Origin of the sequence: Photorhabdus kayaii, assembly GCF_025384895.1 — a bacterium.
In the GTDB taxonomy this organism is placed as follows: Bacteria; Pseudomonadota; Gammaproteobacteria; order Enterobacterales; family Enterobacteriaceae; genus Photorhabdus; species Photorhabdus kayaii.
In genome coordinates, this window is the sequence record NZ_JAJAFZ010000021.1 from 43,239 (window position 1) to 67,299 (window position 24,061).

At 40.9% G+C, this 24,061-nt stretch carries 20 protein-coding genes, 1 tRNA gene and 1 pseudogene; 12 read left to right on the top strand and 10 right to left on the bottom strand.

Going from position 1 to position 24,061, the window contains the following annotated elements; genetic code table 11:
- Positions 1 to 77: 77 nt before the first annotated feature.
- Complete coding sequence (locus LGZ98_RS10195; protein WP_113041335.1) at positions 78 to 1,715, bottom strand: ABC transporter substrate-binding protein; 1,638 nt, start codon at positions 1,713 to 1,715, stop codon at positions 78 to 80.
- A 554-nt stretch (positions 1,716 to 2,269) separates the two neighbouring features.
- A pseudogene (locus tag LGZ98_RS10200) lies at positions 2,270 to 2,499 on the bottom strand (MarC family protein); the annotation flags it as partial.
- 424 nt (positions 2,500 to 2,923) lie between these two features.
- Here LGZ98_RS10200 and adhE point away from each other — a divergent pair.
- Positions 2,924 to 5,557 (top strand): bifunctional acetaldehyde-CoA/alcohol dehydrogenase, encoded by a 2,634-nt coding sequence (adhE, locus tag LGZ98_RS10205; RefSeq protein WP_113041334.1) that lies wholly within the window; start codon positions 2,924 to 2,926, stop codon positions 5,555 to 5,557.
- A 130-nt stretch (positions 5,558 to 5,687) separates the two neighbouring features.
- Here the strand turns inward: adhE and LGZ98_RS10210 are convergent, their stop codons facing one another.
- The gene (locus tag LGZ98_RS10210; protein WP_113041333.1) at positions 5,688 to 6,293 is read right to left on the bottom strand and encodes a thymidine kinase; all 606 of its coding nucleotides are present in this window, start codon (positions 6,291 to 6,293) and stop codon (positions 5,688 to 5,690) included.
- Positions 6,294 to 6,938: 645 nt separating this feature from the next.
- Here LGZ98_RS10210 and hns point away from each other — a divergent pair.
- Entirely contained in the window at positions 6,939 to 7,343 is a 405-nt protein-coding gene (hns, locus tag LGZ98_RS10215; RefSeq protein ID WP_113041332.1) for a histone-like nucleoid-structuring protein H-NS, read from the top strand.
- 298 nt (positions 7,344 to 7,641) lie between these two features.
- Here hns and LGZ98_RS10220 read toward each other — a convergent pair whose 3' ends face one another.
- The 4 genes from LGZ98_RS10220 to rssB form a co-directional block, all read right to left on the bottom strand.
- Positions 7,642 to 8,655 (bottom strand): NAD-dependent epimerase, encoded by a 1,014-nt coding sequence (locus LGZ98_RS10220; RefSeq protein ID WP_262978050.1) that lies wholly within the window; start codon positions 8,653 to 8,655, stop codon positions 7,642 to 7,644.
- Positions 8,656 to 8,663: 8 nt separating this feature from the next.
- Positions 8,664 to 10,007, bottom strand: coding sequence for a UDP-glucose dehydrogenase family protein (locus LGZ98_RS10225; RefSeq protein WP_113041330.1), 1,344 nt, complete (start codon positions 10,005 to 10,007; stop codon positions 8,664 to 8,666).
- A gap of 25 nt (positions 10,008 to 10,032) precedes the next feature.
- Positions 10,033 to 10,980: a UTP--glucose-1-phosphate uridylyltransferase GalU gene (gene galU, locus LGZ98_RS10230; protein WP_113041329.1), complete on the bottom strand. Its 948-nt coding sequence runs from the start codon at positions 10,978 to 10,980 to the stop codon at positions 10,033 to 10,035.
- A 398-nt stretch (positions 10,981 to 11,378) separates the two neighbouring features.
- Positions 11,379 to 12,404, bottom strand: a complete 1,026-nt coding sequence (gene rssB / locus LGZ98_RS10235) for a two-component system response regulator RssB (RefSeq protein ID WP_113041328.1) — start codon at positions 12,402 to 12,404, stop codon at positions 11,379 to 11,381.
- 157 nt (positions 12,405 to 12,561) lie between these two features.
- Between rssB and LGZ98_RS10240 the strand changes: the two genes are divergently transcribed.
- The 10 genes from LGZ98_RS10240 to LGZ98_RS10285 all read left to right on the top strand — a co-directional run bounded on the left by LGZ98_RS10240 (position 12,562) and on the right by LGZ98_RS10285 (position 21,545).
- The gene (locus LGZ98_RS10240; RefSeq protein ID WP_262978051.1) at positions 12,562 to 13,041 is read left to right on the top strand and encodes a YchJ family protein; all 480 of its coding nucleotides are present in this window, start codon (positions 12,562 to 12,564) and stop codon (positions 13,039 to 13,041) included.
- A gap of 45 nt (positions 13,042 to 13,086) precedes the next feature.
- A complete protein-coding gene (gene purU / locus LGZ98_RS10245) occupies positions 13,087 to 13,935 on the top strand; it encodes a formyltetrahydrofolate deformylase (protein WP_113041326.1) in 849 nt (282 codons plus the stop codon).
- 172 nt (positions 13,936 to 14,107) lie between these two features.
- Positions 14,108 to 14,192, top strand: a tRNA-Tyr gene (locus tag LGZ98_RS10250).
- Positions 14,193 to 14,600: 408 nt separating this feature from the next.
- A complete protein-coding gene (gene ltnD, locus LGZ98_RS10255; RefSeq protein WP_113041325.1) occupies positions 14,601 to 15,506 on the top strand; it encodes an L-threonate dehydrogenase in 906 nt (301 codons plus the stop codon).
- Positions 15,506 to 16,783, top strand: a complete 1,278-nt coding sequence (gene otnK, locus LGZ98_RS10260; protein WP_228902662.1) for a 3-oxo-tetronate kinase — start codon at positions 15,506 to 15,508, stop codon at positions 16,781 to 16,783. The genes ltnD and otnK overlap by 1 nt, the downstream gene beginning before the upstream one ends.
- Positions 16,776 to 17,417 (top strand): 3-oxo-tetronate 4-phosphate decarboxylase, encoded by a 642-nt coding sequence (gene otnC, locus LGZ98_RS10265; RefSeq protein ID WP_113041323.1) that lies wholly within the window; start codon positions 16,776 to 16,778, stop codon positions 17,415 to 17,417. The genes otnK and otnC overlap by 8 nt, the downstream gene beginning before the upstream one ends.
- Before the next feature lie 18 nt (positions 17,418 to 17,435).
- On the top strand, positions 17,436 to 18,215 hold the full coding sequence (gene otnI / locus LGZ98_RS10270; protein ID WP_113041322.1) for a 2-oxo-tetronate isomerase: 780 nt from the start codon (positions 17,436 to 17,438) through the stop codon (positions 18,213 to 18,215).
- Between the two features lie 12 nt (positions 18,216 to 18,227).
- On the top strand, positions 18,228 to 19,001 hold the full coding sequence (locus LGZ98_RS10275; RefSeq protein WP_113041321.1) for a DeoR/GlpR family DNA-binding transcription regulator: 774 nt from the start codon (positions 18,228 to 18,230) through the stop codon (positions 18,999 to 19,001).
- A gap of 190 nt (positions 19,002 to 19,191) precedes the next feature.
- On the top strand, positions 19,192 to 20,157 hold the full coding sequence (denD, locus tag LGZ98_RS10280) for a D-erythronate dehydrogenase (protein ID WP_113041320.1): 966 nt from the start codon (positions 19,192 to 19,194) through the stop codon (positions 20,155 to 20,157).
- 2 nt (positions 20,158 to 20,159) lie between these two features.
- Positions 20,160 to 21,545, top strand: a complete 1,386-nt coding sequence (locus LGZ98_RS10285) for a GntP family permease (RefSeq protein ID WP_113041319.1) — start codon at positions 20,160 to 20,162, stop codon at positions 21,543 to 21,545.
- 136 nt (positions 21,546 to 21,681) lie between these two features.
- On the opposite strand, the gene LGZ98_RS10290 is transcribed toward LGZ98_RS10285, so the two are convergent.
- The 3 genes from LGZ98_RS10290 to LGZ98_RS10300 all read right to left on the bottom strand — a co-directional run.
- The gene (locus LGZ98_RS10290; protein ID WP_113041318.1) at positions 21,682 to 22,617 is read right to left on the bottom strand and encodes a YwqJ-related putative deaminase; all 936 of its coding nucleotides are present in this window, start codon (positions 22,615 to 22,617) and stop codon (positions 21,682 to 21,684) included.
- Between the two features lie 82 nt (positions 22,618 to 22,699).
- Complete coding sequence (locus tag LGZ98_RS10295; protein WP_262978052.1) at positions 22,700 to 23,671, bottom strand: hypothetical protein; 972 nt, start codon at positions 23,669 to 23,671, stop codon at positions 22,700 to 22,702.
- 85 nt (positions 23,672 to 23,756) lie between these two features.
- The coding region (locus tag LGZ98_RS10300; RefSeq protein WP_262978053.1) for a cycle-inhibiting factor at positions 23,757 to 24,061 on the bottom strand (305 nt) is incomplete at its 5' end.

Genomic DNA, 24,061 nt, shown 5'->3' on the forward strand with positions numbered 1-24,061 from the left:
GGGTGGATTACCACCTGCATACAAAAGGAACGATTTTGTTTGCAGGGTCTAGTAACTCTTTTGAATAAAGCTACTGTCTAATTTTTTATCATATACAGTCGCTTAATATCCATATAATCCAATGGGTCTTTCCCTGAAAACCCTCCCACTGATGGGCTAACAAGCCGTACACTCACCCGGTAATAAACGGGAATCAGCACCGAGTCTTTATCCAATTGAAACTCGGCTTGTTGGTATAATTTCTTACGCTCAATAGCATCCTTAGCGATTAATGCCTGTTCCAGATAGCTATCAAAATTTTTATTCTGATAAAAAGTCGTGTTATTGCTGCTGTCTGACAACAACATGTTTAAAAATGCGGTAGGTTCATTGTAATCAGCACACCAGGTCGCTCTGGTCACCTCATAATTCCCTTGATGGCGGCTTTCAAGAGAAGTTTTCCATTCCTGATTCTGCAAAATCACATCCGCTCCCAGATTCTTTTTCCACATGGAAGCGGCAGCAATAGCCTGTTGTTTATTTTGCTCAGAGGTGTTGTACAACAATGTGAACTTCAATGGATTCGCCTGATTGAAACCGGCTTGGGCTAACAATTCTTTGGCGCGTTTATTGCGTTGCTCTTGTGTCCAATTAGCCCATTCTGGCTTAGCGAAATCGCCACCACCGATAAATGTTGGCGTGAAACCATAAGCCGGTATTTGCCCCTGACCCATAATTTTTCCAGCGATAATATCCCGGTCGAGACTTAATTTGATGGCTTCGCGGACTCTAACATCCGTAAACGGCGGTTTTTTATTGTTAATTTCGTAATAAAACGTACAAAGATAAGGACTGACACGAATCTGTTCAGGGATATCTTTTTTCATTTTCTGATATAGATTCGGCGGAATGACGCTGTTGGTAATATTTATCTCTCCGCTACGATAGCGGTTTATATCACTGGTTTCGGATTGAAGGGGTAAAAGCGTCGCTTGATCAATAACTGTTTTTGCATTATCCCAATATTGCGGGTTGCGTTCGATCACTATCCGCTCATTGACCACCCACTCTTTTAACAGATACGCCCCATTACCCACATAGTTTTCTGGTAGCGTCCATTTATTACCTAACTTTTCGACCACATCCTTTTTGACGGGTTTCATTGCCGTATGACTGAGCATACTGACGAAATAAGGCACAGGATGCGTCAGAGTCACCTGTAAACGATGATCATCCAGCGCTTTTACGCCCAACTGATCAGGCGATTTTTTACCCTTTAGAACATCACTAATATTTTCAACGTAAGCATATTGAAGATAGCTGGCATAAGGTGAACCCACTTTTGGGTCAGCTAACCGTTGCCAGCTATAGACAAAATCGTGGGCAGTGACGGGCGTTCCATCACTCCATTTAGCATTATCACGCAGGTAAAAAGTCCATACCTTGTAATCCTGATTTTCCCAATGGGTCGCAACGCCTGGCACAACTTCTCCCTCAGAACCCATCCTCACTAACCCTTCCAGGAGATTAAGAATAATATTGCTTTCTGGTACACCTTCAACTTTATGTGGATCAAGCGAGGCAACTTCGGTGCCATTATTAATAATAATTTGTTGTTTATCCGCAAGTTTCACACCATCTGGAAGTTCAACGGCAGACACGGCGGTAACAGGAAATGCTGATAATAAAAATATACAGGAAATAAACTTATGTAATTTTAATTGTTTAATCTTCATTTTTTACCTCCAGTTTGATGGACCGGTTCATTCCACATATCCCATCAAGGCCGGTATCTTCACATTATTTAGCCCAAAGTAACGGATTAAATATTAAAGGCAACTTATCATATCGATTGTTAAAATATCGCTCTCATATTGTAAAAATCATCCTTACAAACAACTTAGTACGACTTATTACATTAATTGATAAAACATCCCAAAGTTCATTATAACAAGTTGATATATATAGCATTATTAACTTAGAACTTAAATAAAATAGTAAACAAAGCGAGACCAAAGATGAAAATAAACATAATTTTAACAAATTGCAATCAATGCAAATTAAAAACCTACATTCATCACAAAACAGTGGTGGAAGCAACCAGTTACACATCGAACTAACAGGAAAGAATCATTTAGAAAAATATTGGGTTATTTGTATAAAATTCAGGAAGTACCGGTAAAAGAAGGGAGAAAAGCCTATGAAATAGGCTTTATAATAAAAATGATAAGAATATTATAATTTGTAATTTCACTAGAATGAAAACTAACACCTTTTATCGTAAATCATATCAAAGCAACCCTGGGAATAGCGCTCTGATCCCTGTCACAATCAGTTCAATTCCCAAAGACATCAATAGCAGTCCCATAATTCGGGTGATAACGTTAATGCCTGTTTGTCCTCTCCAAGTTTACCGTTAATCATCGACATCGCGATGGTCACAACCAAAATCCTACCGGCAGTACGAAAAGAGTCAATGGAAATGCCAAACATACGCAGTATCGAGTCAGGCAGATCCAGCAGTAAGTCCCCCACAAAGAACCTCTATTGAGTTACGCTGTGTTGTTAAAAACATTCTCATGATTGCTCTCCCAAAAATCATAGAAAACTTAATTTTCTCTTCACCTTATACTGGCGAAGTTCTATTTTCCATCAACCACAACGTATTTTTTAATTTAAAATATCTTATATAACAAGTTGTTAACCCGATATTTTTATTAGATTAAAAATTCAACTTCTTAACGTTATTTAAACCCAATCAATAATAACTATCGCTAACCCAAGCTGAAAGGAATCAGCTTGGGGATTTATGTGATTAAGATCAATATATATTTAATACCAAATGGTAACCTTTAGTTACCAAAAAATCACCAAGTTAAATAGTCTAAAAAATACTTATTCATTGATATTAAAAGATTTTAAATATTTTCAGGAGTACTTCTTTATGACTGTAACTCATGTTACTGAACTGAACGAACTCGTTGCCAGGGTAAAAAAAGCACAACGTGAATTTGCTAACTTTTCTCAGGAGCAAGTTGACAAAATCTTCCGCGCAGCGGCCCTTGCAGCGGCAGATGCACGTATCCCTTTAGCAAAATTAGCCGTAGCAGAATCCGGTATGGGCATTGTCGAAGACAAAGTAATCAAAAATCACTTTGCTTCCGAGTATATCTATAACGCTTATAAAGATGATAAAACCTGCGGCATTTTGTCTGAGGACAAAATATTCGGCACCATCACTATCGCCGAGCCTATTGGCTTAATCTGCGGTATCGTGCCAACCACCAACCCAACATCTACCGCTATTTTTAAGGCCCTCATCAGCCTAAAAACCCGTAACGGTATTATTCTCTCACCCCACCCACGCGCCAAAAAAGCAACAACCAAAGCAGCAGAATTGGTTCTATCCGCTGCGGTTGCCGCTGGTGCGCCAAAAGATATTATTGGCTGGATTGATGAACCCTCCGTTGAACTTTCCAATGCATTGATGCACCACCAAGACATCAATCTAATCCTGGCGACCGGTGGCCCAGGTATGGTAAAAGCGGCGTACAGCTCTGGTAAGCCCGCAATCGGCGTCGGTGCCGGTAACACCCCGGTTGTCATTGATGAATCAGCTGATATTAAACGTGCTGTCGCATCTATTCTGATGTCTAAAACCTTTGACAACGGCGTCATTTGCGCTTCAGAACAATCCGTTATCGTGGTGGATGCCGTTTATGATCAGATGCGTAAACGTTTCTTTACTCATGGCGGTTATCTGTTACAAGGCAAGGAACTGAAAGCTGTTCAAGATATCATTCTGAAAAACGGGAGTCTAAATGCGGAAATTGTTGGTCAATCTGCAACAAAAATTGCCGAAATGGCAGGCATTAATGTTCCTGAAAGGACCAAGATCTTGATTGGAGAAGTGAGTTTGATTGATGAAGCAGAACCCTTTGCCCACGAAAAATTGTCTCCACTTCTCGCTATGTATCGTGGCAATAGCTTTGAAGATGCCGTAGAAAAGGCAGAAAGATTGGTTGAAATGGGCGGAATTGGTCACACTTCCTGCTTGTATACCGATCAGGACAATCAGGCGGCACGAATCAAGTATTTCGGCGATAAAATGAAAACAGCTCGTATTCTCGTGAATACTCCTGCTTCTCAGGGCGGTATCGGTGATCTCTACAACTTCAAGCTTGCTCCCTCTCTGACACTAGGTTGCGGCTCTTGGGGAGGGAATTCCATCTCTGAAAATGTCGGGCCAAAACATCTCATCAATACCAAAACCGTGGCGAAAAGAGCAGAAAATATGCTGTGGCATAAACTTCCGAAATCAATTTACTTCCGTCGCGGCTCCCTGCCTGTGGCATTAGAAGAAGTTGCAACCGACGGTGCAAAACGCGCTTTTATCGTAACAGACCGTTTCTTATTTAATCATGGTTATGCTGATCAAGTCACTGATGTGCTGAAATCCCATGGGATAGAAACAGAAGTTTTCTTTGAAGTTGAAGCAGACCCTACCCTGAGCACTGTTCGTAAGGGTGCGGAACAAATGCACTCATTCAAACCGGACATCATTATTGCCCTGGGGGGAGGCTCCCCAATGGATGCGGCCAAAATTATGTGGGTGATGTATGAACACCCTGAAACTCATTTCGAAGAGCTAGCTCTACGGTTTATGGATATCCGTAAACGCATCTATAGATTCCCCAAAATGGGGGTTAAAGCGAAAATGGTCGCCATTACCACAACTTCCGGCACCGGTTCTGAAGTGACACCATTTGCCGTTGTCACTGATGATGCAACCGGTCAGAAATATCCACTGGCTGATTATGAATTGACGCCTAATATAGCTATCGTTGATGCCAATCTAGTCATGGATATGCCGAAATCACTCTGTGCTTTTGGTGGATTAGATGCCATCACTCACGCTTTGGAAGCTTATGTATCAGTCTTAGCAAACGAATACTCTGACGGACAAGCACTGCAAGCGCTAAAACTACTGAAAGAGTTCCTCCCAACCAGCTATCATGAAGGGGCCACTAACCCAGTTGCCCGTGAACGGGTTCATAATGCAGCAACTATTGCAGGGATTGCATTTGCTAATGCCTTCTTGGGGGTATGCCACTCTATGGCGCATAAACTGGGTTCTGAGTTCCATATCCCGCATGGCCTGGCTAACGCATTGCTGATTTGTAATGTTATTCGTTATAACGCTAATGATAACCCAACCAAACAGACTGCATTCAGTCAATATGATCGCCCACAGGCCCGCCGTCGTTACGCTGAAATTGCCGATCATCTCGGTTTATCTGCTACTGGTGACCATACTGTCACAAAAATTGAAAAACTGTTAGCCTGGCTGAAAGAGCTCAAGTCTGAGCTAGGTATCCCGACATCTATCCGTGAAGCGGGCATTCAAGAAGCTGACTTCTTGGCAAAAATTGATAAGTTATCTGAAGATGCCTTCGACGACCAATGTACCGGTGCTAATCCGCGCTACCCGCTGATTTCTGAGCTGAAACAATTGCTGTTGGATTCATACTATGGACGAGAATTTACAGAAACCGTTGCAACAGAAAAAAGCCAATAAGAACAAATTTATTAACTGATTAAATACCACTTAAGGGAGCTGATATCAGCTCCCTTTAACTTACCGCTGCTCTATTCTTAATACAAACTCTCAAACAGAGCACCCGACCGCTTCACAGAAAGCCTATCCATTACACGCTGTCTTTTCTGTTTTTCCTCGCCTCACTAATAGCATCCATATAGTGCTTACGGCAAACAGACACATATTTTTCATTACCACCGATATCAACTTGTTCGCCATCATAAATGACCGCGCCTTCGCTATCAAAACGTAATACACGGTTCGCTTTGCGTCCACAATAGCAAATAGTTTTTAATTCAACTAACTTATCAGCCCACGCTAGAAGATACTGGCTACCACTGAAAAGCTCGCCTCTGAAATCAGTTCTCAGCCCATAACAAAGAACCGGAATATCATCGTAGTCGGTCACCTTACATATCTGTTCAATCTGTGCTTTCGTGAGAAAATGGCACTCATCAATAAGCACACAATGCACTTTTGCCTGCTTATTTTCATTTCTGATCAACTCACCAATATCTGTCTGTTGACTAAATAGAAGTGCATCAGAAGATAATCCAATCCGAGAATTGACTTTTCCATTTTCAAACCGGGTGTCAATTTCCGCGGTAAAAACCAGCGTTTTCATCCCTCTTTCATTATAGTTATAAGAGGATTGCAACAAGGATGTCGATTTTCCAGCATTCATTGCGGAGTAATAAAAATAAAGTTGAGCCATCAACCCTGCCCCTTAACAAAATTTATAAGGCCATAATAGTCAGATGAGTTTACCATAAACTTGAGTTGTGATTATCCATCTCAGTAAGCTACACTGGTTGATATACCGAAATATTTAGCTTAGTGATGTCTTAATGATTCATGACCACCATCACACCAGCCGAGTAATAAAGCGCATTTGAATGACAAATGTTCATGTTTAAATTAAAAAATGAAAGCTAGTCTGATTTGTTGCATATCGTATGCAAATTAATAATGTGCGTGATTTACTTCCAGAAAACGGTAACAGTAAATCAGCGATAACTCATGGATTAGTCATAAGTTTTTTTTAACTTAGTATTATCCTGGTTTATCAGGTATGATAAGAAACAGTTAAAATTACTTACCGATTTAGTATATACCTGGTTTATAAATTAGAGAGATTATCATGTCTCCTCTTTGTTAAAGGTACCCTGAACATGTTATTGGGGAATGACAATCAAAATAGCTGTATAAAAAGCACTATATAACTTTTGTAAAGAAATTACGTTTAAAAAAAAGAGCTATTTTATCGGAATATGAGAAATTGACTATTGCAGAAAATAAAATAGCATTCTATTATTATATCCACATCCGCAATCATCATTAATAATTTGAGACCAGGACAATGAGCGATTTAAAAACCCTAAATAACATCCGTACTTTACGAGCCCAAGCAAGAGAATGCCCACTTGAGTTCTTAGATGAAATACTTGAAAAACTGACCGTCGTTGTTGAAGAACGTCGTGAAGAAGAAAGTCAGGTACAAGCTGAATTAGAGGAACGTACACGTAAATTGGAAGAAGTTCGTAAAATGATTCTTGACCAAGGAATTGATCCAAGCGAATTGCTTCAGACAATGAGCGCCGGCAAATCTGCTGGTAAAGCAAAACGTCCTGCACGTCCAGCTAAATACCAATATGTTGATACAAACGGTGAAACTAAAACTTGGACTGGCCAAGGACGTACACCTGCTGTTATCAAAAAAGCAATTGAAGAAGAAGGAAGAACGCTGGAAAGCTTCTTACTCTAAGTCATTGTTTTTCAAGTTAATTTAATTAAAAACACCCTTTTAAAATAGAAGGGTGTTTTTATTATAAAACAACTTAGCTGACAAAAGAATTAACGTCTATCGTATAAGCGAGATAAGTATCCTTGAGAAGAATTTAGTCGAGTTGCCCGTTTTTTGTATCATTTCTTTATGGTAAAGCAAGGCCAGTTACTCACTTAGCCAATGCATAGATAAATTAATAATCAAACAGACACAACTATTTACTTCTCTCTGGTCACTGTCGTTGATTCAATAGATAAGGAGCCAACGGCTCCTTATCTTATTTAGACTTATGATAGAAACTCAAATACCACTCTACAAACTGCTTCACACCCTGCTTCACAGATGTATTTGGGGCAAACCCTATTTTTTGAAAAATGTCACTTGAATCAGCACAGGTCGACAGAACATCACCATCTTGCATGGGCATAAAATTTTTCTTAGCCAGAATGCCTAATGATTCTTCTATTGCTTCAATAAAATCACCTAGTCTAGTTGGTTGACCATTACCAATATTATAAATACAGTAAGGGGCAGAGCTGGCAGATATTTGCCCATCTTCAACCACCCAGCTCTCATTTGGTGTGGGAATGATGTCTTGCAATCTGATTATTGATTCAACGATATCATCTATATACGTAAAATCTCTAACCATATTACCGTGGTTATAAACATCAATAGGCTGCCCTGATAACATGGCCTTGGTGAACTTAAATAAAGCCATATCAGGACGTCCCCACGGGCCATATACTGTAAAGAAGCGCAAGCCTGTCGTTGGCAACTGATAAAGATGAGAGTAACTGTGAGACATTAATTCATCTGATTTTTTCGTTGCCGCATATAGTGAAACTGGATGATCAACTGAATCATTTGTAGAAAACGGTTGCTTTCTATTTAATCCATAAACAGAACTAGAAGAAGAATATAATAAATGCTCAACATTATTGTGACGGCAACCTTCCAGGATATTGATATGCCCTATTATATTCGAATCAATGTAAGCCATTGGGTTTTGCAACGAATAGCGAACACCCGCCTGAGCCCCCAGATGGATAACCCGCTGAAATTGGTGTCGCGAAAAAAGATCGGGAATGGCTATTCTGTCAGCTAAATCTAGCTTTTTAAATTTAAAACCTGACTTATCAAATAATAGATCTAACCGTGCTTGTTTGAGACTCACATCATAATAGTCATTAAGGTTGTCGATACCCACAACCTCATGCCCCATTTGCAATAATCTCTGGCTCACATGAAAGCCAATAAAACCAGCAGCACCTGTGACTAAGAATTTCATTGTATTACTCAGATAACCGGATTAATGGATGCACCACGACCAATCCCATAATAAGTAAAACCTCGGGATTGCAGGCGTTCAGGATCATAGAGATTCCGGCCATCAAAGATAACCGGCGTTTTGAGAGACTCTTTGATTACATCAAAATCTGGCGCACGAAAACTTTGCCATTCAGTACAAATGATCAAGGCATCGGCTCCCTTAAGCGCTGCTTCTTTAGTTCCCATCAATAATAAATCATCACGCTGACCATAAATACGCTGAGCTTCCTGCATCGCCTCAGGATCATAAGCCTGTATTTTGGCTCCGGCCTGCCATAATGCTTCCATCAAAACACGGCTTGATGCTTCACGCATATCATCGGTATTCGGTTTGAACGATAATCCCCAGACAGAAAATGTCTTACCGGATAAATCTTCACCGAAATGGCGCGTTACAAAAGAAGGTAATTTATGCTTTTGCAGTTCATTCACTTGCTCCACAGCACGAAGAATTTTAGGCTGATAACCAATTTGCTCTGCGGTACGAATTAACGCCTGCACATCTTTCGGGAAACATGAGCCACCATAACCACAGCCCGGATAGATAAAATGATAGCCAATACGGGAATCAGAACCAATTCCTTGACGAACATGCTCAATATCAGCGCCAAGCATCTCAGCTAAATTAGATATCTCATTCATAAAACTGATTTTCGTTGCCAACATACAGTTCGCGGCATATTTAGTCAGTTCTGCACTGCGGATATCCATCACAATCATACGATCATGATTACGGTTAAATGGCTCATACAACTCACGTATCAGGTCAACGACTCTGTCGTTGTCACACCCAATAATAATCCGCTCAGGGCGCATACAATCTGCAACAGCGGCCCCTTCTTTGAGAAACTCCGGGTTAGAAACCACATCAAATGGGATATCAATATTGCGTTTACGCAGAGTCTCATTGACAACCGCATTAACTTTATCTGCGGTACCAACAGGAACCGTAGATTTATCAATAATAACTTTATAGCTATCCATATGTTCCGCAATAGTACGAGCAACCGCTGTCACATACTTCAAATCCGCTGAACCATCTTCATCAGGAGGAGTACCGACAGCAATAAATTGCAATTTACCGTGTGCAACACCGGCCTTTGCATCCGTACTAAAATTCAGACGGCCTTCTTCATAATTCTTCTTAACCAGTGGCGCTAAACCAGGCTCAAAAATGGGGACTTGACCATTTTTCAGGTTCTCAACTTTATTTTCATCTACATCAATGCAAAGGACATCATGCCCTACTTCAGCTAAAACCGTAGCCTGAACCAGGCCAACATAGCCAATACCAAATACTGTAACTTTCATATGATACCTAAAAATTTCCACAAGATTATTCTTTAGCTTGATCCTGCAAAGCCACTAACCAATCAGTAAACTCTTTGCCTAAAGTATGATGTTTCATACCATACCGGACAAATGCCTGCATATAACCAAGCTTATTACCGCAATCATGGCTTACACCCTGCAAATGATAGGCTTCCACAGGCTCCCTTTCTATTAACATAGCGATTGCATCAGTGAGTTGAATTTCATCACCGGCACCTGGCGCTGTTTTTGCTAATAATGACCAAATTTTCTCGGACAACACATAACGGCCAACAATGGAAAGATTTGATGGTGCTTCTTTAGGTTGAGGTTTTTCAACTACGCGCTTAATGAGTTTGCTGTCACCGGGTTGAAGATTTTCTCCCTGACAATCGACAATACCATAACTAGAAACTTCTTCATGAGGTACAGGTTCTACTAATATTTGACTAGCACCCGTTTCATTATACCGAACCAACATTTCGCTCAGATTATATCTAGTCAGATCTGTACTGTATTCATCAAGAATCACATCAGGCAGTATCACAGCAAAAGGTTCCTCACCGATTAAAGGCTTGGCACATAACACCGCATGTCCTAATCCTTTAGCAATTCCCTGACGAGTTTGCATAATAGTGACATGACTTGGACAAATAGATTGAACTTCGTCCAATAACTGACGCTTCACCCTTTTCTCAAGGATAGCTTCTAACTCAAAACTGGTATCAAAATGGTTTTCAATTGAATTTTTTGATGAATGAGTTACCAAGATAATTTCATTAATGCCAGCGGCAATACATTCATTAACAACATACTGAATAAGAGGTTTATCTACTAAAGGTAACATCTCTTTAGGAATTGCTTTCGTAGCAGGTAACATCCTCGTTCCCAAGCCCGCGACTGGAATAACAGCTTTCTTTACTATTTTTCCTACTGATAGTTTGTCTACTGATCGTTTTTCTACTGATGGCATTAACCTTTCTCCCGATGTTTTTTGGCTAAAACAAATCTGTCTTCAACTCAAAATCAGTGCCAATTCTTTAATAAGGCATCACTATTACTGATTATTTTGTGTCAATAAACCGCGCACACGAACAGCACACAGGAACCAAGGCATACAAAAGTTCACTGCTTCGTTCAGTTCACCCTTCTGACCACTCAAAAAGTTATCACTTTTATCTGAGCAGTACTAAATCCGCTCTTTGTACTAAAGAGCGGCAAATAAAATAGCCTGATTAGATAGACTTCCAAGCATAATAGGCGGAGTATACCAGCTAATTCTCTTCGATAAACATCACCATTCTGCTTAATTACATTACCGTGACTTGATGTTTAAAATCCATTTTAAACAACATTCCACCTTGGTAATATTCACTCAGAATACATTGAAGAAAGCATCAGATTTATTTGACTATTTGTATTCCAAATCCGACATTGCCATTCAGCGCTATGAGAACAAACTTGGTTCGAACAAATCGTTCTCAATGTCCCAAGAGGAACACCACTGTCTAATTGGATTTGGCGATTACCCGACTTAATACTGGCATGTAACCCCGCAGAAGTGAGCAGAACCGTTTTATTGATTGTATGATAATACCCAAGCAGCAATGGAAATTGCCCTTGTAACCCTGCACCTTCCAGTAACTTATTAATTCTATTTAGAATACCTGCCATATTGGGTAAACGTCGGGAATGGTGGATGATATGCTCTTGTAACAAACTATTAAATATGACTCTAAGTAATAATGCTGAAATCACGCCATACTCTTTTGAACGGCTAATATCTAGACAATAAAAAGCTAATTCATTGTCAGATAACGCCGCCATATCGAGAATTAATCCTGGATTATCAATCATATTTAATTTTCGGTAATTGACTTTACAGTGGGCAATCACTTGAGAAACTGGGGGTTGCAACTGCTTAAGCATATTTAATGCTTCATCTGAATTATGCTTTAGGGTTAACCAATCTTTATTCAAGTTATTCTGTTCAATCGCACCAGACATAAAGACCGTAGGATGTAAATAGGCCAACACCGATTTTTTTATCTCATTAAGATCTGACACTGGTTTTAATAAAACATCTTTTGCACCCAAACGAAGCACTTCATCAATTTCGGCCATCTTGTTAGTTGCTGAAATAATAATAACTGGAATGCTAATACCCTCATTCGTCAATTTCGCAATAAATTCAATGCCATTCATGACCGGCATATCTAAATCACATAAAATAAGTTCAACATGAGCTTCGCGTCCTAGCACCTGTAGTGCGACAGCGCCATTAGATGCGACTAATACCTTAGCGCCCAACGTTCGCAAATACCCTGCCAGCAAAGAACAAAAAACAGGTTCATCCTCCACAATCAGAATTTTTTTGCCTGCCAATGCCTTTTCCATAAATACGCTCCCTTACCTTAATATTGCGACCTTCACCTTTTCTTAGGTACTATCACTCATATTAGTTCAATTAAGTGACTATCATTTGTTCTCTTACGTTTCTTTGCAATAGAAAACCCATAAAAATGGTATTTCACCCTTTACAATTGGAGTTATTTTGACAGAGCTATGTCCTTGTGGTAGTGGAATAGATTTTGCGGATTGCTGTTCCCCTTATCTCCAAAACATAAAATTTGCCCCAACCGCTGAATCACTGATGCGTTCCCGATACAGTGCCTATGTAAAGCACAACGCCGATTATCTAATTACCAGTTGGCATCCTAACTGCCAGGCTGAAAAGTGGCGTTTAGACATAGAGCAGAGTTTTATTGTTACCCAGTGGCTCGGACTACATGTCATTACCACTGAAAAAGGCAAAAATGATAACGAAGCCTATGTTGAATTTTCAGCTTGCTTTCTTGATCAGAAATCCCAAGATAAGCAACTTATTCATGAGCGTTCACGTTTTCTTCGTATAGACCAGCGTTGGTACTATATTGATGGAGTAAAACCTATTGATGGTGTAAAGCCTCAAATTGGCCGTAATAGCCCCTGCCCATGTGGTTCGGGTAAAAAATACAAAAAATGTTGTGGTTAAGACCCATAAACAGAAAACGCAAAATATTTAAGGATAATCCCATTCATGCCGCACCAACATATACAAAAGAAAATTCTACGCACTATTTGCCCTGATGCCAAAGGACTGATCGCCAAAATTACTAATATTTGCTACAAACACCAACTGAATATAGTTCAGAATAATGAATTCGTCGATCATCGTACTGGCCGTTTTTTTATGCGTACAGAGCTTGAAGGCATTTTCAATGATGAGACATTTCTTGCTGATTTAGATGATGCACTGCCGGTGGGTTCTCAACGGGAATTAAATAGCGCGGGGCGTCGGCGTATTGTCATTATGGTGACAAAAGAAGCGCATTGTCTTGGGGATTTGCTCATGAAAAGCGCTTATGACGGGCTTGATGTTGAAATTGCGGCGGTTATCGGCAACCATGCAATATTACAATCGTTGGTTGAACAATTTGGCATTCCTTTCCATTTAATCAGTCACGAGGGTTTAACTCGTGAACAACACGATGAAAAACTGATTGCACAAATTAACCAATACAAACCTGACTACGTGGTATTAGCTAAATACATGCGAGTACTGACACCAGAATTTGTCCAGCATTATCCAAATCAGATTATTAACATCCACCACTCCTTTTTACCGGCATTTATCGGGGCACGTCCTTATCATCAAGCTTATGAAAGAGGGGTAAAAATCATCGGAGCAACAGCGCATTATGTGAATGATAATCTGGATGAAGGTCCAATTATTACTCAGAATGTCATTAACATAGACCACACATACACGGCTGAAGATATGATGAGAGCGGGCCGGGATGTTGAAAAAAATGTTCTGAGCCATGCTTTATATTGGGTTCTTGCTCAGCGGGTTTTTGTTTACGGCAACCGTACTGTAATTCTTTAAAGCTGAATTAGTTGGGGCAACCAACAAACAGGCCGCTCATTTGCTCACAACGGGATCAATAAGGATAAAAAAACAGCATACGGTAACTTATTTTTAAATATATGCTTTACAGCGGCGGCTCATTTGATATGATTCCGCCCGCTGTAATCAACAGTGATACATTTCAAAATCTGGTGGGGTTCCCGAGCGGCCAAAGGGAGCAGACTGTAAATCTGCCGTCACAGACTTCGAAGGTTCGAATCCTTCCCCCACCACCATAAATATTCTTCAAGCCTCCAGACATTAAAGCAAGACCTCAAATTCTCAATCCGATAAATTTTCTCTTAGAAGTGGCAACCGGATTGATTTCTTATACTCTCCATCCCCTAAACCTAATCTGAGTCTGCACATTTCTGAATTGGCTATTAGCACCCTTAAAAGTACTCAACGAAACATGCGCTCCCCCAACCTTAATGTACCCACGATCATATTTCTTATCACATCTTTATGTGAAGCTTAACATTTTGCAAAAATCAACAATAAACCATATAAATCAAATAATTAAAACAAAAACCACCTTCAAGCAGCGAGCTTTCGAATGTGATAACCATCGTATATTTGTGAAATGATGTGTGAAATAATTATAAAAGAATAACAAATTATAACAACAACACCAGGGAACCATCATGAACCAATCAACACAAAAAATAGGAATTATAGGATTGGGGGCTATGGGTATGGGAATTGCCCGCGCGTTAATACGCGCGGGTATTTCCATATATGGATTTGATTTAAACCAAAAAGCCTGTGACCAACTACTACAAGCAGGCGCTAAAGTGGCGACAAACAACGCCGCAAATTGGGCATCAGAGCTGGATGCTATCTTACTTGTTGTCGTCAATGGTGCTCAAATAGAAAGCATACTGTTTGAAGGCGAAACACCGTTAGTCAACCAGTTAAGAGCCGGTACGATCATTGTGCTTCACAGTACCGTTGCCGCAGAACAGGCTAAAAATTTTGCCCATCGTCTTAGCCAATACAATCTAAACATGCTGGACGCACCTATTTCAGGTGGCGCACTAAAAGCTGAACAAGGCCAACTCACCGTTATGGCTTCCGGTGAACTCGCATTATTTGAACAACTAAAACCCGTATTTGCTGCCACCACCGAACGTCTCTACTATGTTGGAAATGAAATTGGTCAAGGCTCTACCGTCAAAACAATCCATCAATTACTTGCCGGTATACATATTGCTGCCGCAGCTGAAAGTATGGCATTGGCGGCCAAAGCCGGCATTTCCTTGGAACTGATGTACGACATTGTAACCCATGCGGCGGGTAACTCTTGGATGTTTGAAAACCGCGTTCCCCATATTCTGGCTGGGGATTACACTGCCAAATCCTCCGTAGACATTTTTGTCAAAGATCTGGGATTAGTCTTAGAAACAGGTAAGGATCTGAAATTCCCATTACCATTATCAGCCACTGCACATCAAATGTTCCTCGCTGCCAGTAATGAAGGTTTCGGCCAATGGGATGACAGCGCGGTTATCAAAACATTTAAAGGTATCACTTTGCCGGAGAAAAAATAATGACCATTAAATTGGGCGTTATCGCTGATGACTTTACCGGCGCAACCGATATCGCCGGTTTTATGGCACAAAGTGGTTGGCGAGTTGTCCAGCTATTAGATACACCTGATGAAAATACCTCTATTCCACCGGATATTGATGCTATCGTTATCAGCCTGAAAAGCCGTTCCTGCCCGATAGACGAAGCCGTGAATAACGCGGTGAAATCCTGCCGCTGGTTACGTCAGAAAACAGGTTGTCAACAAATATTCTTCAAATACTGCTCAACTTTTGATTCTACCAGCAAAGGCAATATCGGGCCGGTCACTGATGCCCTGATGGATGAACTACAAACAGACATCACGCTAATCTCCCCTGCCCTTCCCGTTAACGGGCGAACAGTTGTACATGGGCATCTATTTGTCAACGGTCAACTACTTAATGAAAGTGGTATGCAGCACCATCCGGTGACACCAATGACAGATGCCAATCTACTGCGCCTAATAGAACAACAAGCTCAAGGGAAAGCAGATCTGGTGGATCTGGCATGTGTACACCAAGGCGAGCAGGCAATCCGCGTGAGGCTAAATCATTTACAACAACAAAACATACGCTACGCAATAACAGATACCCTCACCATGAATGACCTACTGCCTATTGCCAAAGCGGCATCAGAGCTGAAATTAATCACTGGTGGTTCTGGTCTTGGCGCTGCCCTTGCCAGCACAGACACCGGTAAGCCATTGATGCCATACCAACAAGAAGGGGCAACCCCACCCGCCGAGAATAGACGCACCGTGGTCCTTTCTGGCAGTTGTTCCGTCATGACCAACAAACAAGTTGCTCTATATCAGAAATTGGCCCCAACTAAATCCCTGAATATTGATTCATGCATCAATGATCCACAATATGCCGAAAAGCTGGTTGCGTGGGTTATTCAGCAATCCGAAAACTATCTGGCACCGATGCTATACGCGACTCACCCGCCAGAAACATTACAGAAAATCCAGCAACAATATGGTGCAACTACTGCCAGTGAAGCAATAGAAAACACCTTCGCCAGCGTTGTAAAAAGCCTGTGTCAGCTAGGATTCAATACCTTTATTGTCGCAGGCGGCGAGACTGCCGGTAAGATAGTACAAAGTCTGGACATCCAACAATTCAGTATCGGCGCACCCATTGCTCCCGGCGTACCTTGGGTACACGATCGACAACACAATTATTGGCTGGCATTGAAATCAGGTAACTTCGGCAACATCGATTTCTTCCTGCATGTACAGGAGATGTTTCATGAGTGAACAAGCACTAAGGTTAGAGTTAGTCGAATGGGCTCGTTCAATGTTCTACCGGGGTTATAGCAGTGGCGGTGCAGGTAACATCAGCGCCAAACTGGAAGATGGCACGATTATCATCACACCGACCAACTCCAGTTTTGGTGACTTGCAAGCTAATCGCCTGAGTAAACTAGATGCAGAAGGTAATTGGCTATCCGGTGACAAACCCACAAAAGAAGTTTCCATGCATTTGGCAATGTACCGCAACCGTCCCGAATGCCATGCGGTGGTCCATCTACATTCCCCTTGGTTAACTGCCCTTTCCTGCCTACCCAATCTGGACAAAAGTAACTGTCTACCCCCCATTACGCCCTACTATGTAATGCGGGTCGGAAAACTGCCTCTGGTCAAATATCTGCCACCAGGAGATGAAAGAATCGGTGAAGAAATTGCGAAGCTGGCCGCAAAACACAACGCAATTCTTCTCTCAAACCACGGACCTGTTGTCGGCGGCAAAACTTTACGGCAAGCTTTTTTCAACGCAGAGGAATTGGAAGATACCGCACGGCTCTATTTAACCTTATTGCCACACGGCTTTACGACATTAAATAAAGAGCAAGTGCAAGAACTTGCAACTCGTTACCCAAAAACTGAGTGAACAAACAAGGAATTCGTCATGGCTAAATTCGCGGCAAACTTGAGCATGATGTTCAATGAGGTACCTTTCACAGAACGGTTTGCCCGTGCAGCCAAAGCTGGATTTAAAGGCGTTGAATATCTGTTTCCTTATGAAGTCGCAGCGGAAGAGCTTGCTGCCCTATTAAAACAGCATCAATTAACACAAGCTCTATTCAACATGCCCGCCGGAAACTGGGCGGCGGGAGAAAGAGGAATAGCCTCTATACCTGGCCGTGAAAAAGAATTTGTTGAAGGTACACAAATAGCTCTGAAATATGCACTGGCTCTGAATTGCAAGCAAGTTCATGCTATGGCCGGGAAATTGCATGAACAATTCACACCAGAACAACAACGTGAGTGTTATATCAAAAACATTCGATATGCCGCTGATGTCATGGCAGAACATAACATCAACGTATTAATTGAGCCGATTAATACTCGTGATATGCCGGGTTACTTTCTGACAACTCAGCATCAGGCTGAAACATTACTCAAAAAAATTGATCGTCAAAATGTTCTTATCCAATTGGATCTTTATCACTGCCAGATCATGGAAGGGGATTTGCTACGCACCATTGAACGTCTATGGGGAAAATTCAGTCACATCCAGATTGCCTCCGTGCCCGAACGCCATGAACCCGATAGCGGCGAAGTGAACTATCCGTGGCTATTTAACAAACTGGATGAAATGGGCTATCAAGGGTGGTTGGGCTGTGAATATCACCCCGCTGGTTACACCGAAGATGGTTTGGATTGGTTGACCAAAGCACAGAAATAATCAGGAGAAGATATGCTTCCATCAGAGCGTAGAGACTTTATTTATCGCTATGTACATGAATATCGGACAATTTCTATCAGTACACTGGTTAAACTGATGAACGTCTCGCATATGACAGTACGGCGGGATATCCGCACTCTGGAGGAGGAAGGAAAAGTCGTTAGTGTCAGTGGTGGTGTGCAACTTAGTGATGTTTTACGTCAGGAATTGCCTTGGAATGAAAAAGCCCGGCTTCATCATCGTCATAAGCGGGAAATTGGTCAATATGCAGTATCTATGGTTGAAGATGGACAAGTGGTCTATCTTGATGCTGGCACTACCACGTTTGAAATTGCCAGAGTCCTGGCTGAGCGTTTTAACCTCACTATCATCACGAACGATTTTTCCATTACCCAATATCTGATGAACAAACCCCAATTAAATCTGTTCCATACCGGGGGGCTGGTAGATAAAAGAAATTATTCCTGTGTTGGCCCTATCGCCGCCATGCTGCTTCGCAATCTGAATGTGGATATTGCCTTTATTAGCACCAGTTCATGGGATCTAGAGCATGGTGTCTCCACGCCACATGAAGAAAAAGTGTTAGTCAAACAGGCAGTATTGGAAATCGCCCGCCGCCGTGTGTTGGTGTCTGATAGCAGTAAATATGGCAAATACGGCATGTTTCGGGTCTGCCCGCTTTCGAGTTTGGATGATATTGTCTGTGACAGCCAGCTTCCGCCGAAAGTGCAGCAACAATTACGAGAACACAATCTGATATTACATATCGTCAGCGTACAAGGGTAAGAACCCTACTATACCCTATGGATTTCAAGATGCATCGCGACGGCAAGGGAGTGAATCCCCGGGAGCATAGGTAACTATGTGACCGGGGTGAACGAGTGCAGCCAACAAAGAGGCAACTTGAAAGATAACGGGTATATACCCTATAACCTATAAGTAAATAGCCCAACGCTATTAAACAAGGAGAGTCGCAATGAAAATGATAATCACTGGTGGAGCAGGTTTTCTGGGTCAGCAACTAGCCAGCGCTTTACTAAACAACAATCAAACATTAAATTTCGACCAACTCATATTGACCGATATTCAATGTCCTGTTTCACCCGTTAATGATCCCCGCGTTCAGTGTCTAGCACTGGATTTAACTCAATCAGAAGCCGCGGAAAAGCTGATCGATGAAAACAGTGCGGTATTATTCCATCTCGCCGCCATTGTCAGTAGTCACGCTGAAAGCGATTTTGATCTCGGTTTGCAAGTTAACTTTGATGTTACTCGCAACTTATTAAACGTTGCACGGGCTAAAAATCCAAAATTGAAATTTATTTTCACCAGTTCCCTGGCCGTATTTGGCGGAGAATTACCATCAACCATTACGGATCAGTGTGCGGTTAATCCTCAATCATCCTATGGCGCACAGAAAGCCATGTGTGAATTGATAATTAACGACTATTCCCGCAAAGGATATGTTGATGGCCGAGTACTTCGTCTACCGACAATCAGTATCCGCCCAGGTAAACCAAACAAAGCAGCATCCTCTTTTGCCAGTGGCATTATCCGTGAGCCTCTGCACGGAGAAAGCAGTATCTGTCCAGTTTCCCGCGATCTTACTTTATGGCTTTCCAGCCCTGAAACCGTGATCCGCAACTTTATACATGCAGCTCAAATTCCGGCGGAAAAATTTGGTCTTTCCCGCACAGTTAATTTACCGGGTATTAGCGTCACAGTTCAGGACATGATTGACGCACTGGCCGAGATTGCCGGGCAGAAAGCGGTGGATCTCATCCGCTTTGAACCAGACGAAAACATTAACCGTATTGTTGCCAGTTGGCCGGGTCACTTCGATATCAACCGTGGCTTATCACTGGGTTTTCATGTTGATAATACTTTCAGTGATGCAATCCGTGCTTTTATCTCCAATAACCTATCCCAAGCTGGAGGCTAATTATGGAACACTACATTCCGGTCATTGGTCTGGGTGTTGCCGTATTTACGTTGATCTTTCTGGTACTACGTACCCGTGTTCATGCTTTATTAGCAATGCTAATTGCCGCAGCGATTGCCGGGATTACTGGCGGCTTAACCGCAGCAAATACCATTGATGTTATGACTAAAGGTTTTGGCTCCACACTGGGCAGTATTGGGATTGTTATCGGTCTAGGGGTCATGATGGGACGGGTGCTAGAAGTTTCCGGTGCCGCGGAACAGATAGCCTACAGTTTTATCAAATGGTTAGGTAAAAAACGCGAAGAGTGGGCATTAGCGATTACCGGTTATATCGTCAGCATTCCGATTTTTGTCGATTCTGCTTTCGTTATCCTCTATCCACTGGCAAAGGCTCTCGCAAAAAAGGGAAAACGTCATCTGCTAACGCTTGGCGTGGCACTGGCCGGCGGATTGGTTGTTACCCACCACACTGTTCCGCCAACACCGGGGCCACTGGGAGTTGCTGGTATTTTCGGTGTAGATGTCGGCGCCATGATGTTAACCGGTATGGTTCTGGCGGTGCCTTGCGTTATTGGCATTGTATTTTATGCCAAATGGTTAGCAGTAAAATATCCTGAATTTCAACCCATTGATGAAGCCGAAGAAGCTCAAGATCTACAAGCAATCCACCAACGCTACATGGAAGAGAAGGCGAACAAACCACTACCGAGCCTATTTCTTTCCCTGTTGCCGATTATTATCCCTATTGTTTTGATCTTCATTAAAGCCATTAATGGCCTGTTATTAAACACTGAAACTTTTACTGGACAAGAAAACAACTTCTACTTTCAGACATTCGATTTCCTTGGCGCACCCATTATTGCCTTAGCCATTAGTGTATTATTGGCGGTTTATACCTTGATGCCAAAAGCCAATAAACATGAAGTCATTGACCGTCTGGAAGAAGGTTTACAGGCTGCCGGTATTATTTTATTAGTGACAGGAGCAGGCGGTGCGTTAGGCGCGGTATTGCGTGAAAGTGGTACCGGCACCATTCTGGCGCAATATATAGCCAATCTACCACTAACACCGGTGCTGATTCCATTTATCATCGCAACACTGGTTCGCTTAATTCAAGGTTCCGGCACGGTGGCAATGATCACTGCTGCTTCTATTTCTGCACCAATTATTAGTCAAATTCCGGGGATCAACATGTTGGTTGCCGCACAAGCAGCAACGATGGGTTCGTTATTCTTCGGTTATTTTAATGACAGCCTATTCTGGGTCGTTAACCGCATGATGGGAATTAAAGATGCCAAACAACAGATGATCGTTTGGTCAATACCAACCACTATTGCATGGGCGATTGGCTTGTGTGGTGTCATCATCTTGGATCTGGTGTTATAAATACCAAATCATTAGCAAAACTATCATTTAGCCTCTTTATAAATGGGAGCGAATCCCCGGGAGCATAGATAACTATGTGACCGGGGTGAGTGAGTGCAGCCAACAAAGAGACAACTTGAAAGATAACGGGTATATTTTATATTGGAGATTCTTGCGGTGTTTTATATCGAGATAATGTTGATGAAAAATCACTTCCCGCACTTGTTACCTTACCAGTAACGACATTGACGGGTGATGACAATATCCCCGAACAATTATGGCAAGCAGCAAAATTATCTCCAGCTTGTTTAGTTGTTAATCGCTGAGTGAAAATAGATGATTTCAGCATATCCCGTATATATTCGCTTATTTTCCGACTTCCAATAGCTTTCCCTGCCTTTTTATCTTCTGAAATCAATAAATTATTCAGTGCCTGTACCTCTGCATGCAAACCAGCAATACCCGCCATCGTCGGTAATATACGGTCGTTGTTGATAATATGATTTCTGATCAAAGATTCTATTACTGGATGCAAAGGTGTATTTACCCTACCATACATATCTCTTATCCCTGAAATAAAGGATTCAATGTCAATAATCTTATAAGCTTCGGCCTCATCACTTTGTTGTATTTCCCATTCTCCTTTACCTTTCACTATCGATAATTTTGGACGTTTAATCAGGTTAATACCCGGGAATAACTTTCCATCGGCTAAATTTCTATTATTATCCTTAAAGTTGACAAATTCATCGTCATAATGACCATTATACTCGTATCCAGCATGAGCAGCGAAATTCTCCAAGGATTTCTTTGCATAAAGAAATTTTCCATCAGAAACACCATTCGATTTTAAACCCGGTTTTGAGAAATTACGCTGCTTCGCTGGTTTCAATTTTCCAAATTCACTTGAAGAGCTAAGGATTAATTGCGTTTTTTTACTAAAACCATCAAATTCAGGAATCTGTTTTTGATAAGCCGACATAACTGCTTTTTCATCAGGAAGTTCCAAATGTAATGCATCCAATAACCTTTCATCCGCAGTTTTACCTTTGCCAAGTTTAACTGTTTTTTCACGTATATCATTTTTGAACATTTTTAAACTCTCTATAATAATTGAAATTGGATACCTGAAATTATCATTATGACAACTGGGTATTTAAATTATCAGGATTCAACTAAAAAATACGCTTAATAACTGGTGAAAACATTCGTCTCGGTAATGCTATTAATCTAGACATTGCTCCTCCATTTCTCTGAGTAGCTATATTTCGATTACTACCCTGAGGAATATAATTCTGCCATAACGTTGGATTTTCGTCCCACGGCGCAATAACTTCCTTACCATCCCGATAAAAATGAATTCTTCCCGCCAATCTCTCTCTATTGCGATAAGCATAACGCAATTCAGACGCGGTAACTGACTCGCCTGGCCCTGCCTCCAGAGGAGTAGAACCTTTTGTTTTATTAACAACCTGTTCGATATTCAGGCCATCAAGAACAAAGTGTATTTTTGTTCTCCCATTACGGGCTGCCATTTCTATACCAAGCTTGCTTCCTCTTTTCCAAAGTAATCTAGGTTCAAAGGTAAGCCATGTTTTGTTATAACAAACATGATAATAGTCAGAATTATACTTGCTAGTTATTTCTTTAAATATTTTATACATGTTAAATTTCTTATTTTCACCTCCTATTTTAAAATAATCATTCCATAAAGGATATCTCCCTTTTTGCTCTTTAATAATATTTTTCTGTAAGCTGTCTTTAACCTTAATATTTCTTGCATATTTTTTAGGATTTTTCACCAAATCTTCTGATTTTTTAGGTAATATCTTAGTGTCTTTAAAAATAACTCTAGATACTTCGTTATTATAAAAATCTATAATCATTGGCGTACTATCAGGATTATTTGAATCAAAATTAGGATTAACATCTCTTATATACTTTCCCCTTTTAGCGGCAAGGCCATAAAACAGATCGCCATTTTCTTCACTGTAATTATCTTTCGCTACCCTAGGAGTATTATTCATCATCTGATTTAGATCCAATCCTGATCCTAACGGATTATTATCTATTTCATTCTGATCAATAGAATTCCCCAACGGTATTGAAGTTTTTTTCTTTTCTTTTTCACTATATTCACGTCTCATATTATCACCTTATAAATGATTATTAAAACAATTTTATTACAATTATTAAAATAATAGATCTCATTCTGGCTTACCAAATGCGATATTATAAATCATCAAATTTAGATTTTAACTTTTCAATGTTTTCATAAAAGTCATTAATATTATACTCTGTTAAATAGATATCAATCCGTTTATCTTTCTTAATTTTATCTAATCCAACATTAGATATCTCTTTATGTATATCAAAAATTTCGGCAATAAGTTCCTGTTGTTCATTTGCAGATAATAGATTAAATTCATGACTTAATAATTTCTTTAATTTATTAAGAGTAACGGGATCTTTTCCTCTAGCACTTAACCAATCTGCTATTTTAAGAGGCGGTAATGCCCCCTCTCCCAAATCTGACT

Coding starts and splice junctions, on each gene's coding strand:
- LGZ98_RS10295 (WP_262978052.1), bottom strand. CDS start 23,671: ATGAGACGTGAATATAGTGAAAAAGAAAAGAAAAAAACTTCAATACCG.
- LGZ98_RS10290 (WP_113041318.1), bottom strand. CDS start 22,617: ATGTTCAAAAATGATATACGTGAAAAAACAGTTAAACTTGGCAAAGGT.
- otnI (WP_113041322.1), top strand. CDS start 17,436: ATGGCTAAATTCGCGGCAAACTTGAGCATGATGTTCAATGAGGTACCT.
- galU (WP_113041329.1), bottom strand. CDS start 10,980: ATGCCATCAGTAGAAAAACGATCAGTAGACAAACTATCAGTAGGAAAA.
- otnK (WP_228902662.1), top strand. CDS start 15,506: ATGACCATTAAATTGGGCGTTATCGCTGATGACTTTACCGGCGCAACC.
- otnC (WP_113041323.1), top strand. CDS start 16,776: ATGAGTGAACAAGCACTAAGGTTAGAGTTAGTCGAATGGGCTCGTTCA.
- adhE (WP_113041334.1), top strand. CDS start 2,924: ATGACTGTAACTCATGTTACTGAACTGAACGAACTCGTTGCCAGGGTA.
- LGZ98_RS10195 (WP_113041335.1), bottom strand. CDS start 1,715: ATGAAGATTAAACAATTAAAATTACATAAGTTTATTTCCTGTATATTT.
- LGZ98_RS10275 (WP_113041321.1), top strand. CDS start 18,228: ATGCTTCCATCAGAGCGTAGAGACTTTATTTATCGCTATGTACATGAA.
- LGZ98_RS10285 (WP_113041319.1), top strand. CDS start 20,160: ATGGAACACTACATTCCGGTCATTGGTCTGGGTGTTGCCGTATTTACG.
- ltnD (WP_113041325.1), top strand. CDS start 14,601: ATGAACCAATCAACACAAAAAATAGGAATTATAGGATTGGGGGCTATG.
- denD (WP_113041320.1), top strand. CDS start 19,192: ATGAAAATGATAATCACTGGTGGAGCAGGTTTTCTGGGTCAGCAACTA.
- hns (WP_113041332.1), top strand. CDS start 6,939: ATGAGCGATTTAAAAACCCTAAATAACATCCGTACTTTACGAGCCCAA.
- purU (WP_113041326.1), top strand. CDS start 13,087: ATGCCGCACCAACATATACAAAAGAAAATTCTACGCACTATTTGCCCT.
- LGZ98_RS10210 (WP_113041333.1), bottom strand. CDS start 6,293: ATGGCTCAACTTTATTTTTATTACTCCGCAATGAATGCTGGAAAATCG.
- rssB (WP_113041328.1), bottom strand. CDS start 12,404: ATGGAAAAGGCATTGGCAGGCAAAAAAATTCTGATTGTGGAGGATGAA.
- LGZ98_RS10220 (WP_262978050.1), bottom strand. CDS start 8,655: ATGAAATTCTTAGTCACAGGTGCTGCTGGTTTTATTGGCTTTCATGTG.
- LGZ98_RS10225 (WP_113041330.1), bottom strand. CDS start 10,007: ATGAAAGTTACAGTATTTGGTATTGGCTATGTTGGCCTGGTTCAGGCT.